13 protein-coding genes are annotated in these 11,928 nt (G+C 42.4%); 7 read left to right on the top strand and 6 right to left on the bottom strand.

All coding sequences use genetic code 11. The features are described from left to right. Window position 1: 1 nt before the first annotated feature. Window positions 2–352, bottom strand: a complete 351-nt coding sequence (locus tag JZO70_RS19635; protein WP_207675392.1) for a BMC domain-containing protein — start codon at window positions 350–352, stop codon at window positions 2–4. A 207-nt stretch (window positions 353–559) separates the two neighbouring features. Between JZO70_RS19635 and JZO70_RS19630 the strand changes: the two genes are divergently transcribed. From JZO70_RS19630 to JZO70_RS19615, 4 genes are all read left to right on the top strand, one after another. Beyond that, the gene (locus JZO70_RS19630) at window positions 560–1,813 is read left to right on the top strand and encodes a phosphotransferase (RefSeq protein WP_207675391.1); all 1,254 of its coding nucleotides are present in this window, start codon (window positions 560–562) and stop codon (window positions 1,811–1,813) included. Between the two features lie 18 nt (window positions 1,814–1,831). Then, window positions 1,832–3,181 carry a 4Fe-4S dicluster domain-containing protein gene (locus tag JZO70_RS19625; RefSeq protein WP_207675390.1) on the top strand — a complete coding sequence of 450 codons (1,350 nt, stop codon included), beginning with the start codon at window positions 1,832–1,834 and terminating at the stop codon, window positions 3,179–3,181. After that, window positions 3,181–3,738 (top strand): BMC domain-containing protein, encoded by a 558-nt coding sequence (locus JZO70_RS19620; RefSeq protein ID WP_207675389.1) that lies wholly within the window; start codon window positions 3,181–3,183, stop codon window positions 3,736–3,738. The genes JZO70_RS19625 and JZO70_RS19620 overlap by 1 nt, the downstream gene beginning before the upstream one ends. A gap of 144 nt (window positions 3,739–3,882) precedes the next feature. Then, entirely contained in the window at window positions 3,883–4,941 is a 1,059-nt protein-coding gene (locus tag JZO70_RS19615; RefSeq protein WP_207675388.1) for a zinc-binding dehydrogenase, read from the top strand. A gap of 68 nt (window positions 4,942–5,009) precedes the next feature. Here JZO70_RS19615 and JZO70_RS19610 read toward each other — a convergent pair whose 3' ends face one another. The 5 genes from JZO70_RS19610 to JZO70_RS19590 form a co-directional block, all read right to left on the bottom strand. After that, complete coding sequence (locus JZO70_RS19610) at window positions 5,010–6,080, bottom strand: ABC transporter substrate-binding protein (RefSeq protein WP_207675387.1); 1,071 nt, start codon at window positions 6,078–6,080, stop codon at window positions 5,010–5,012. Next, window positions 6,077–6,922: an ABC transporter permease gene (locus JZO70_RS19605; RefSeq protein WP_207675386.1), complete on the bottom strand. Its 846-nt coding sequence runs from the start codon at window positions 6,920–6,922 to the stop codon at window positions 6,077–6,079. The genes JZO70_RS19610 and JZO70_RS19605 overlap by 4 nt, the downstream gene beginning before the upstream one ends. Further along, complete coding sequence (locus tag JZO70_RS19600) at window positions 6,923–7,729, bottom strand: ABC transporter permease (protein WP_207675385.1); 807 nt, start codon at window positions 7,727–7,729, stop codon at window positions 6,923–6,925. Between the two features lie 12 nt (window positions 7,730–7,741). Further along, a complete protein-coding gene (locus tag JZO70_RS19595) occupies window positions 7,742–8,827 on the bottom strand; it encodes an ABC transporter ATP-binding protein (RefSeq protein WP_207675384.1) in 1,086 nt (361 codons plus the stop codon). Window positions 8,828–8,890: 63 nt separating this feature from the next. Continuing rightward, window positions 8,891–9,433 carry a helix-turn-helix domain-containing protein gene (locus JZO70_RS19590; RefSeq protein WP_207675383.1) on the bottom strand — a complete coding sequence of 181 codons (543 nt, stop codon included), beginning with the start codon at window positions 9,431–9,433 and terminating at the stop codon, window positions 8,891–8,893. 215 nt (window positions 9,434–9,648) lie between these two features. Here JZO70_RS19590 and JZO70_RS19585 point away from each other — a divergent pair, with 215 nt between their 5' ends. From JZO70_RS19585 to coaC, 3 genes are read left to right on the top strand one after another with little or no spacing between them, the layout of a single operon-like run. Further along, window positions 9,649–10,644, top strand: coding sequence for a YhdH/YhfP family quinone oxidoreductase (locus tag JZO70_RS19585; protein WP_207675382.1), 996 nt, complete (start codon window positions 9,649–9,651; stop codon window positions 10,642–10,644). Next, on the top strand, window positions 10,644–11,369 hold the full coding sequence (locus JZO70_RS19580) for a phosphopantothenate--cysteine ligase (protein WP_207675381.1): 726 nt from the start codon (window positions 10,644–10,646) through the stop codon (window positions 11,367–11,369). The genes JZO70_RS19585 and JZO70_RS19580 overlap by 1 nt, the downstream gene beginning before the upstream one ends. After that, window positions 11,366–11,908 (top strand): phosphopantothenoylcysteine decarboxylase, encoded by a 543-nt coding sequence (gene coaC / locus JZO70_RS19575; RefSeq protein ID WP_207675380.1) that lies wholly within the window; start codon window positions 11,366–11,368, stop codon window positions 11,906–11,908. Before JZO70_RS19580 ends, coaC begins: the two co-directional genes overlap by 4 nt. Window positions 11,909–11,928 lie beyond the last annotated feature (20 nt).

The raw sequence follows: 11,928 nt of genomic DNA, 5'->3' as shown, positions 1-11,928 counted from the left end.
ATTATGACCTGGTGATTTCAGGAATGTCGAAATCCAAGACATTCGCCAATGTTTGAGTGACTTGTTTCAGCGCAAACTCAACAGAAGATACTTCGCCAGTGATTACAACTGCACCACTGAAGCGATCCATGAAACCAATGGAAACACTTCCTGATTTCTTCGCAATATCGGCACCAATAATCGATGCTTCACTTGGCGTTATCGTTAGAATGCCAATCGCATTTCGTTCCTCTAACAGTCCTAATTTTTCGAAAACTTCTTTATCCGCATTAGGAATTAAGTGAGCCAGTGTTACCTGTTTGCCCGGTACATATTCTTGAATAGTCCGTTCAATATTTTTTCGTTTAGACACTTCTTTCACTCCCTACTACACTACTTTCAAAAATAGTTTATCATATCGCAATGTAAGAATATTGCTCATTTCCGAAATAGTGGGTAAACGCTACCAATATATGACAAAATCTTGCCACTTTTCTGCGGCAACGACATAATCGTGTTATAGCTTTTCCACTTTCTGCTAGTTAAACTATTAGTAAGGGAATTCAAAGGAGAAAATACTATGGGAATTTCAACCGAAACGCTAAAAAGCTATCTATTGGAAAAAACCGAATTATTTGACTCGAATAAGCCACTAGAAATTACACACCTGACGAATGAAGAAGATCATTATGTCGAGGGCTATGTAAATTACATCTACCGCGTTCGCCAAGGAACGAAATCCTACATTATTAAGCACGCAAAAGAATTTATTCCCAGCGGGATTGACCTTGGCCGTTTAGATCCAGGCAGAAATTATTTAGAGTTTATGACCTACAAGCTGCGAGCTGGTTTTTCTAAAGATAGCGTGCCAAACATCTATTTTGTTGACCAAGAGAATCACCTATTTATTATGGAAGATATTTCAAACATGGAGGTTCTTCGTTTCTTTTTATGTCATGGCGAAAAATCGTGGATTTTAGGCGAGAAGATCGGGCACTTTTTAGCACGGTCGCACTTTTTTACCTCTTCATTTCACTTAAATGAACAAAAAATGGCTTCTTTGGCCTTATATTTTGAGAATGAAGAGATGCGTAAAGTCATTGTCGATTTTATTCTCCAGCCTCATGAAGAAGCTGGAAATGATTTGGATCATTATGAAATCGCTTTATATACGATATTAAAAGAGCTTACTGAAAAGGATTTGATCTGGGATGATTGGCTGCAATTAATTGATAACTTTGCCAAAAAACGGCAATGCTTGATCCATGGTGATTTTCATAGTTCCAATATCTTCATCTCCCCGCAGCAGATGAAAGTCATTGATATGGAATACACTATGATTGGTCCTTTTTCCTATGATTTGGGTTATTTCTTAGCCAATTTATTGTCTCAATTCGCCTGCTTTAGTGTGAACTCTGACTTTTCTGAAGCCCAGCGATCAGACATGAGCGAGTATTTGTTGAAAATGATTGCCGATGTATACTCCACTTATTTCGATACCTTCACAGAGCTGTATACGCATCAACCAACTAGAGAAATACTACAGCCTGACTTGTTTTTATCTATCTTGCAGGAATCTTTTGGGTATATGGCGATGGCAAATATCACGCGGGCGGCCAATAGCGGTCCCTTCCCTGATTTTGACAACATTACTTCAAAAGAAACACGTTTTGTTGCTAAAGCTTTGTCGCTGAAATTATCCGAAAATATTTTTATCCAAAGATCGCAAATTCAGACAGTGGAGGAATTTTTAGCGTTAATTGTGGATGTCCGAAATAATTTTCTTTCCGACTTAACGAATAAAAATCCTTCGCATATCATCGTAAATTCATAGAAAATGGGGAGAGTTCAAATGTTACTAGATCAAATTATCGACGCGGGAATCGTCGGCTGTGGTGGAGCAGGCTTTCCCGCTGCCGCAAAATATCGCACAAAAGCTGAATATTTTATTATTAATGCGGCTGAATGTGAACCACTGTTAAAAACCGATCATTATGTGATGAATCATTTTGCCGAGGAGTGTGTAGAAGCTATTGCCGCTGTGGGGAAAATGCTGGAGGCAGAACACATTATCATCGCTACTAAAGAGTACTATTTGAAGGAGATCGCGGCCTTAGAGCAGGCCATCGAAACTTTGCAAGTACCGGTATCCATTTTCAAAATGGAAAATTTTTATCCCGCTGGTGATGAGCAAATAATGGTATATGAGGTAACCGGTCGAACGGTTCCGCCTAGCGGTCTGCCAATCGAAGTTGGTTGCGTAATTTCCAACATATCGACGATGTTGAACATATACAAGGCGCAGCAAGGGACCAAGGTAACTCATAAACTGCTGACGATTACCGGAGCCGTGAAGGAGCCTAAAATTCTGGAAGTTCCAATCGGTACCTCCTTTGAAGAATGCCTAAACTTAGCTGGTGGTTCGACGATTGATGATTTCATGTTTATCAATGGCGGACCGATGATGGGCCGAGTTGGCACAAAGGATGATTTCTTTAAACAGGTGGTAACTAAGACCACTTCAGGAATTATCATTACCGAAAAACGGGATTTCCTTTATGAGCTTTTCGAAAAGGATATGCAGCAGGTGATTACTAAGGCTCGCTCTTCTTGTATTCAATGCCGCTTATGTACTGAGCTTTGTCCTCGCTATCAAATCGGACATCCGATTCATCCCCATCGCGTGATGCGTCACTTGGCTATCACCGATGTACCAGAGGATATAAGCGACGATCCGATTTGGCAGGAAGCGCTGCTTTGCTGTTCCTGTGGGATTTGTGAAGTTATTGCCTGTCCGATGGGCTTAATGCCGCGACAGGTCAACAATTACGTGAAGGCTCGCTTAGCAGAAAAAGGCATTCGCTATGAGAAAAAGGATCAGCCTTTGACGCCTTCCTTGATGCGGGATTATCAAAAAGTACCGCCTAAAAATATTCTGCTGAAAGACGGATTGAATCAATACGTCAATCTAAAAGTGGAAGAATGTGTGCAGTTTGAGCCAAACAAAGTTACTATTCCATTGAGAATGCACATTGGCGCACCATCACAAGCAGCTGTAAGTGAAGGCGATAATGTAGAAGTTGGCACCTTAATTGGTAAGTTACCGGAAAATGCTTTAGGAGCAAATATCCATGCCAGCATTGCCGGGGTAGTTCGCGAAGTTACACCAGAAATGATTACGATTGAAAGAAGGATAGGCTGATGAAAGAAATGGATACTATTGGTTTTTTAGAGTTAACGAGTATCGCAAAAGGCATTGAGGCAGTGGACTTTATGTTGAAGGCAGCCGATTCCACTCTTTTAATGGCCAAGGCCAGCTGTCCAGGAAAATACTACATTATGATCTGCGGACAGGTTGGATCGGTGGAGCGCTCGATTGATGTCGGGGTGCAAATTGGCGGACGATATGTGGTGGGTGAATTGTTAATCCCGCGGGTACATCCATCTGTAATCAAAGCAATTAACATGTCGGAAATTCCAGAAACAACCAAAGCGATTGGCGTATTGGAATATTATTCGGCTGTCGGTTCGATTATTGCCGCGGATTATGCGGTTAAGGCAGCAGATGTTTCCCTGATTGCCATTCAACTGGGAACCGGAATCGCCGGAAAATCCTTTGTGGTTTTAACGGGCGATGTCGGTGCCGTTGAAGCCGCTGTCGAAGCTGGTGCAAAAGGCGCCAAAGAAAAAGCCATGATGATTAACAAGATTGTCTTGCCAAATCCCCGCAAGGAACTGGTGGAAAGTTTAATTCAATAAAAGAAAGCAGCTGCATTGTCGTCGCGTATGGCGATAGCGCAGTTGCTTTTTATTTTCGATTTTTTTCACAAATATTTCACTTGACTTAAAGTCCACTTCAGCACTTATACTTGTATTATTCTAAATCATGAAAGAAGGAATAATATGAAAGCTGCTATTTTTGAAAAAGCTGGACTAGTAACAGTTCAGGAAGTTGAAAAACCAAGTTTACAAGCATCAGATGATGTCATTATTAGAATCGTTCGTGCTTGTGTTTGCGGATCGGACTTATGGTCTTATGCTCATGGCGACAACAAGGAAGCCCACTCAGTGAATGATGGCCACGAAGCTTTAGGTATCGTTGAAGAAATTGGTTCAGATATCACAACGGTAAAACCCGGGGACTTTGTGATTGTGCCCTTCACCCATGGCTGCGGCGAATGTGATGCTTGCCGGTCAGGCTTTGATGGAACCTGTGATCGTCACAAAGGGGCAACGAATTGGTCCAATGGCTTCCAGTCAGAATATGTTCGCTTCCATTATGGGAATTGGGCGTTAGTCAAAGTTCCCGGCCAACCCTCCGATTATACAGAGGGCATGATAAAATCTCTGTTAACATTGGCAGATGTTATGCCAACTGGGTACCATGCTGCCCGGTGTGCTCATGTTGAAAAAGGTGATAAAGTGGTTGTCATCGGCGATGGTGCTGTCGGTCAATGTGCGGTGATTGCTGCGAAAATGCGGGGCGCGTCACAAATTGTTCTGATGAGTCGCCATAAAGATCGTCAGGAAATGGCCCTACAATCAGGCGCGACTGCTGTTGTAGCGGAACGTGGTGAAGAAGGAATTGCTAAAGTTCGCGAAATTCTTGGCGGCGGTGCGGATGCGGCTCTTGAATGTGTCGGAACAGAAGCTGCGATCGAGCAAGCGATTGGTGTTCTTCATAATGGCGGTCGAATTGGTTATGTTGGTGTGCCTCATTATTCAAATCGTCCTATCGGTTCTACCTTTGCTCAGAATATTTCCATCGCCGGTGGTTCCGCTTCGGTGACTACTTACGACAAACAAATTCTGCTTAAAGCGGTTCTTGATGGAGATATTAATCCTGGGCGTGTGTTCACCCAAACCTATAGCTTGGATGATATCAACCAAGCCTATGAAGATATGCAAGACAGAAAAACCATTAAATCAATGGTCGTTGTCGACGGCTCTTTGACTGAGTAAGAATTCTCATGACAAATAGAAAACCAGAGGTGAAAAATTCACCTCTGGCTTTTTGCTCTTTTCGATAATTAATTCCTAAACATCTTAAACTCCAAATACAGATCATTGTAAATCTGCAAATACTCTGGGCCTAAATCTTTATAGACCTCCAAATGACTAATGGTTTCATCATCAGGATAAAACTGCTTGTCCTCAGAAATTTCTTTTGGCAGCATGTCCATTGCGACTTTATTTGGCGTAGAATAGCCGATATACTCCGCATTGGTCTTGGCATTTTCTGGTCGCAGCATGAAATTGATAAAGTCATAAGCCCCTTCCTGATTTTCGGAAGTCTTAGGAATGACGATGTTGTCGAACCAAAGATTGGAACCTTCAGGTGGAATGACATAATGCAAATGTTCATTTTGCCCCATCATGTCAGCTGCTTCACCGGAAAAAGTAACCGCTACGGCGCTTTCTTCGTTTGCCATGTACATCTTGATTTCATCGGCAACAATCGCTTTAACATTAGGGGTTAATTTATTCAATTTATCAGTAGCCTGCTGCAGCTCCTGCATGTTCTTACTATTAATAGAATTACCGAAAGTTGTCAGCGACAAGCCCATTACCTCGCGGGCTCCGTCAATCAGCATAATATTATTTTGCAGCTCAGGCCGCCACAAATCTTCCCAATGCTTGATCTTGTCACCATCAACAAACTTGTCGTTATAAACGATCCCCAATGTTCCCCAAAAATAAGGAATCGAATACTCGTTGTCCTTATCAAAGGCTTGATCCAAGAAACGGGGGTCGATATTTTCCAACCCTTTGATTTTGCTATGATCTAACGGCAGCAGTAATTTTTCCTTCTTCATCTTCTGAATCATGTATTCACTAGGAATCGTGATGTCATAAGAAGTTCCGCCCTGTTTGATCTTCGCCTCCATCGCTTCGTTGGAATCAAAGGTTTCGTAATTCACTTTGTAGCCATACTCTTCTTCAAACTGCTTCAGTAAATCAGGATCAATGTAGTCGCCCCAGTTGTAAATATTCAACACATTGGAGCTGGCATTGCTGGCCCGATTCAACCGAAAATCAAAGAAGCTCAGCAGCAAAATGATGGCGATGACGCCGATAAAAAGAGATTGTAATTTTCTCATTTCAGTACGGACACCTCCTCGAATTCCCGCTTGCGTTTCTTGGCTTTTTTCGTGTTGTCGCGGCTAATGAAATAGTAGCCGATCACCAGCAGCAGCGAGAAGATAAAGACTAAAGTGGACAGTGCATTGATCTCCAAGCTGATTCCTTGGCGTGCCCGGGAATAAATTTCAACAGACAAGGTGGAAAAGCCGTTGCCGGTTACGAAAAAGGTCACCGCGAAATCATCCAATGAATACGTAAAGGCCATAAAGTAGCCGGCAATCACACCCGGTGTCAAAAACGGCAGCACGATATTACTTAACACTTGCAGGTTGTTGGCTCCCAGGTCACGAGCGGCATCAATCATCGAGTCGTTCATTTCCTGTAATTTCGGCAATACCATCAGCACCACAATGGGAATACTGAAAGCTACGTGAGACAAAAGTACGCTCATAAACCCTAGTTGGAAGCTGCGCAAGTAACCACCTAGCATAGTAAACAAAATCAAGAAGCTGGCACCGATAATAACATCCGGCGACACCATCAATATATTGTTCAATCCCATCAAGGCATTGCGGGAACCCCGTTTACGAGTATAGTAAATCGACATAGCTCCAAAGGTTCCAATCGCCGTCGCAATCAAGGCCGAAAGAAAAGCCAGCACAAAGGTCTGCAAGACGATACTGATTAACCGCGTATCGGAAAACAGCGTTTCGTAATGCTCCCAAGTGAAGCCAGTGAAATTGGTCATCGTTCCGCCTTCATTGAAGGAGTAAAAAATCAAATAAAAGATCGGTACATACAATAGAACAAAGACTAAAACCAAATACAGATTTGACCAGGAAAAGCGTCTTTTTTTCATTTATGCTCGACCTCCTTTTTTCCGTTCGCCAGTCAGCATCATGACGATGAACATGGCAAAAATCAAGATAACCCCAATCGTTGAACCCATCCCCCAGTTTTGGGTCACTAAGAAATGTTCTTCAATCGCAGTACCTAGAGTAATCACCCGGTTCCCACCAATCAGTCTCGTCAGCATGAATAAGGAAAGTGACGGGATGAAGACAGCCTGCACACCGCTTTTTACACCATTCATGGACAGCGGTAAAATTACTCGCCGGAAGGTATCAAAATTATTGGCCCCTAGATCGCGGCTGGCGCTGATCAATGAAGGATTGATTTCTTCCAAGGCATTAAAAATCGGCATAATCATAAAGGGCAGTTCGATATAGGCCGCCACAAACATAAAACTAAAATCGGTAAACAACAGCTGCTTCGGCCCAATTCCGATAAAGGACAAAAATTCGTTAATAGAACCATTTGTACTAAAAATCCCAATAAAGGCATAGGCTTTCAGCAGCAAATTAATCCAAGTCGGCAACACCACCAACAGCAGCAGCAATTGGCGATGCTTTAATTTCGACAAAAAATAAGCCGTGGGATAACTGATCAACAACGTCATCAAGGTAATCAAAAAAGCAAAGAGCACTGAATTCAGTGTCATACCTAAATAGGTTTTCGAGGTTAAATAAGTATGGTAGTTGCTCAGGGTAAAATTGCCGTTCATATCAAAAAAAGACTGATAGATAATCAAAATCACGGGAGCTATGACAAAGAACAGCAGCCAAAAATAATAAGGGATTGAATAAATCCGTCGCATACTTCTCAATGTTTTCGCCTCCTATTCTTCATAGCTTTCCAAACGGGCATCAAACTCTTCTTCCGTTTCATTAAACCGCATCACGTGGATATCTTCCGGTTCAAAAGCCAAACCAATTTTCGTGCCTTCTTTAGCCTTGCGGGTAGAGTGAACCATCCATTCGTTGCCATCTTGGTCGATCCCCATAATCTCATAATGTACACCCCGGAAAAGCTGCGTATTTACGGTAATCACCAGCTTGCCTTTTTCCGGTGAAGTAATCGACAAATCTTCCGGACGCAACACGACTTCCACTGGTTCATTAGGCCGCATCCCACCATCAACACATTCAAATTCCTTGCCGACAAATTTCACTAAATTATCTTCAATCATTTCGCCAGCGACAATATTACTTTCGCCAACAAAATCAGCGACGAAGTGATTAATCGGCTCATCATAAATATCTACCGGTGTGCCGCTTTGGACAATCCGGCCTTTGTTCATGACAAAAATTTCATCACTCATAGCCAACGCTTCTTCTTGATCGTGGGTAACGAAAATGAAGGTAATGCCTAATCGTTTTTGCAACTCCCGTAATTCATACTGCATATCCGTCCGCAGCTTCAGATCCAACGCCGACAGCGGTTCGTCTAACAGCAGAATTTTCGGTTCGTTGACAATCGCTCGGGCAATGGCCACCCGCTGACGTTGTCCACCAGACATTTCCGTGATTTCCCGATTCTCATACCCCGGAAGCTGAACGACTTTCAAAGCATCCTTAACCTTGCGTTCGATCTCATTTTTTGGCAGCTTTTTGATCTTTAAACCAAAAGCCACATTATCAAAAACGTTCATATGAGGGAACAACGCATAATCCTGAAAGACGGTATTCACCTGACGTTTATTAGCAGGCACATCGTTCATCCGTTTGCCTTCTAGGAAAATATCTCCTTTAGTGACATCGGTAAATCCGGCAATAATCCGCAAGATCGTAGTTTTCCCACAACCTGAAGGTCCTAACAGCGTATAAAAACGGCCTTCCTCGATATCAAAACTAACATTTTTTAAGACTGGTTCATCGTCGTATTCTTTTACAACGTTATCAAACGAAATAATTGTATTTGCCATAATTCGCTCCTTTTTCTCATGAACAAGCTTCTTTAAAAGCTCCTTCGTTTTTTATATTCTCTCCTACAAGTAGGATTCCGTCGCAACCACTAAAACCTTTGTAGGTTTTTTGCCGTGATTTAGCAGTCGGTGAGGTTTACTAGCTTCGTAATAAATACTCTCGCCGGCCTGGGCAACAAAATAGTCTTCACCAAATTGCAGACCAACGGTTCCTTCTAAAACATAGATGAAGGTTTCAGACAAAGAGGGAGAAAATTGTTTGTACTGTCCTTTTTTCTCCAAGGTTAATAAAATAGGTTCCATTTCTTTTTCATTGGATTCAGGAATCAGCCACTTGATATGGTAACCATTCGTTTCATCACTATAGGAAGTGGTATCTTCCTCTTTATAAAGAATCTTCTGCTCACCAGTTTTTTGACTAAAGAACTGTTCAGGAGTCACACCTAAAACTTCTAAAATGTCAAAAAAGGTTTCCATCGAGGGGGAACTTAAATCCCGTTCCAGTTGAGAAATGTAACCCTTGGACAAATCCGTCCGTTCTCCCAGCTCTTCTTGGGTCAGATTTTTTTGAATCCGTAAATTTTTCAGCTTCTCGCCTATTTCCATTAAGCCTCGCCCCCTTGTTTGGTAAAAGTAAACTTCTTGTTTAATAGCACCACTATAGTATACGAACTTTGGTTCAAAATGCAAGTCAGATAATTGGATTTCTTAGCATTCTCTAACCTGATTTATTTACAGGAAAAAGAACATAGAAAGTTGCATTTTCCACAGTTTCCGCTAAGATGGAAGTAACAAACTTTTCATAATAAAGGAGCGATTCCATGACTAATTATCAATGCTTGCGTGTGTTAAAAAATGAAGAAACAGTCACTACTGAAATTGAACATTTTGAGGTGCCGGAATTACAGTCTGGTGAAGTACTAATTGCGGTCAGCTACTCTGGTATGAACTATAAAGATGCTTTGGCTACTAAGGCCAACACTGGTGTTTTGAGAAGCTACCCGTTAACCCCTGGTATCGATATGGCCGGTACTATTGCAGCCACCAATGATGAACGCTTTGCTGTTGGCGATGAAGTGCTGACCACCAGCTACGGAATTGGTGTTAGTCAAAATGGCGGCTTCAGCGAAATGCAAGTTGTTCCCGCTTCTTGGGTGGTTAAGCTGCCAAAAGGCCTAACGGAAAAACAAGCAATGACGTATGGAACTGCTGGATTTACCGCGGCTCTATCAGTTGATGCCTTGGTGCAACACGGATTAAATGCCGAGAGTCGTGTATTAGTCACTGGTGCTACTGGCGGTGTCGGCGGCTTTGCTTTGCAATTTTTACAAAAGATCGGCTGCAAAGAAATCATTGCCTTAACTAGAAAAACCGATCAGCAAGACTATTTAACAAAACTTGGTGCAACTCAAGTCGTAACCCCAGATGAATTTTTCCCAGAAAAAAATCGTCCGTTGAATAAGCAGACGATTGATTATGTGGTTGATACTGTCGGCGGAGAACAATTAGGTAAGCTGATTCCATTTATCAGCTACAGCGGAAGTATGGCTCTGTGCGGCAATGCTGGCGGGATCAAACTGAATATGACTGTTCTGCCATTTATTCTGCGAGGGGTTAATCTTTTAGGAATTGATTCTGTGGAGACGCCAATGGAGAAACGGGCTGCGATCTGGGAGAAAATGGCGGATGAATGGTTAGTTGCTGAAGGAATTCAGGTGCAAGAAATTGCTTTAGAGCAAGTTCAAGCAACTGCTGATGCTATTTTAGCTGGCAAGCATGTCGGCCGGACCTTAGTTCGACCTGGAGGGTTAGACTGATGAGAATCCTGATTACAGCTGGGGGAACATCGGAAAAGATCGATGATGTGCGAGCGATTACCAATCATTCCAGTGGTAAATTAGGCAAAGCAATTGCGGAAGCCTTTTCGGCAGAAGGTGCAACAATTGATTACATTACTACCAAACAGGCCCTGCACCCTGACAATGACGAAGCAACCATTCACTTAATCGAATCGACGGCTGACCTAGCGGCTAAACTGAATGAATTAATGACTGCCCACCGCTATACTGCTGTGATTCACAGTATGGCCGTCAGTGATTTCACTCCCGAAAGCTCGGTTACAATTGAAGATTTGCAGGATACAATCGCTGCAAAACCAGATGATTTAGCCTTGGCCTTGAAGGAAAAGGTGCGGGAACGAACGGAGAAGAAGATTTCTTCTGATACCGATCATTTAGTGATCGTTTTAAAGAAAAATCCGAAAGTCATTCAACAAATCAAACAGCTGCAGCCAGAAACTATTCTTGTCGGCTTTAAGCTTTTAGTGGATGTCCCGATGATCCAGCTTTTAGATGTAGCAAAAGCCAGCATGGAGAAAAACGATGCCGACTTCATTTTAGCCAATGACCTGGCGGAAATTAGTGGCGAAAAACACCACGGCTATTTAATCAATCGTCACCACAAAGTCAAAGAAGCTCAGACAAAATCAGAAATTGCCCAGCTGATTAAACAAGAAGTCTTGAAACTGGAGGAAGCCAAATGAAAACCATCCTATTAGGTGTCAGCGGAAGTATCTCAGCTTACAAAGCTGCTGATTTGACCAATCAGCTGACTAAGCTTGGTTACCAAGTTGATGTGGTTATGACAAAAAGCAGTACCGAATTTATTACACCATTAACGATTCAATCTTTGTCCCATCGTTTAGTGCACACGGATGTGATGGACGAGCCGGATCCAGCTAAAATAAACCACATTGAACTAGCGAAACGGGCAGATCTCTTTTTAGTGGCCCCTGCTTCTGCCAATACGATTGGTAAATTAGCTAACGGAATTGCGGATGATTTATTATCCACAGTAGCATTGGCGCTTTTACCGGAGACCAAGAAATTAATTGCTCCAGCCATGAATACCTATATGTATCAAAATCCAATCGTTCAAAGAAATCTAACTACCTTAAAGGAAGTTGGCTATGAAGAAATCCAACCGCGAGAAGCTTTATTGGCTTGCGGCGATTATGGCCGGGGCGCATTAGCCAATATTCCAGAAATCGTTGAACGAACGATGAATTTACTAAAGGAGTAACACTGTGAAAAACACGAATG

Origin of the sequence: Candidatus Enterococcus moelleringii, from assembly GCF_017377575.1 — a bacterium.
Lineage (GTDB): Bacteria > Bacillota > Bacilli > Lactobacillales > Enterococcaceae > Enterococcus_A > Enterococcus_A moelleringii.
This window is presented reverse-complemented; position numbering and strand designations above follow the sequence as displayed.

Bases quoted from the DNA above. Each gene is read 5' to 3' on its own strand.
- JZO70_RS19615 (WP_207675388.1), top strand. From the start codon at position 3,883: ATGAAAGCTGCTATTTTTGAAAAAGCTGGACTAGTAACAGTTCAGGAA.
- JZO70_RS19580 (WP_207675381.1), top strand. From the start codon at position 10,644: ATGAGAATCCTGATTACAGCTGGGGGAACATCGGAAAAGATCGATGAT.
- JZO70_RS19625 (WP_207675390.1), top strand. From the start codon at position 1,832: ATGTTACTAGATCAAATTATCGACGCGGGAATCGTCGGCTGTGGTGGA.
- JZO70_RS19630 (WP_207675391.1), top strand. From the start codon at position 560: ATGGGAATTTCAACCGAAACGCTAAAAAGCTATCTATTGGAAAAAACC.
- JZO70_RS19610 (WP_207675387.1), bottom strand. From the start codon at position 6,080: ATGAGAAAATTACAATCTCTTTTTATCGGCGTCATCGCCATCATTTTG.
- JZO70_RS19585 (WP_207675382.1), top strand. From the start codon at position 9,649: ATGACTAATTATCAATGCTTGCGTGTGTTAAAAAATGAAGAAACAGTC.
- JZO70_RS19590 (WP_207675383.1), bottom strand. From the start codon at position 9,433: ATGGAAATAGGCGAGAAGCTGAAAAATTTACGGATTCAAAAAAATCTG.
- JZO70_RS19605 (WP_207675386.1), bottom strand. From the start codon at position 6,922: ATGAAAAAAAGACGCTTTTCCTGGTCAAATCTGTATTTGGTTTTAGTC.
- JZO70_RS19595 (WP_207675384.1), bottom strand. From the start codon at position 8,827: ATGGCAAATACAATTATTTCGTTTGATAACGTTGTAAAAGAATACGAC.
- JZO70_RS19620 (WP_207675389.1), top strand. From the start codon at position 3,181: ATGAAAGAAATGGATACTATTGGTTTTTTAGAGTTAACGAGTATCGCA.
- coaC (WP_207675380.1), top strand. From the start codon at position 11,366: ATGAAAACCATCCTATTAGGTGTCAGCGGAAGTATCTCAGCTTACAAA.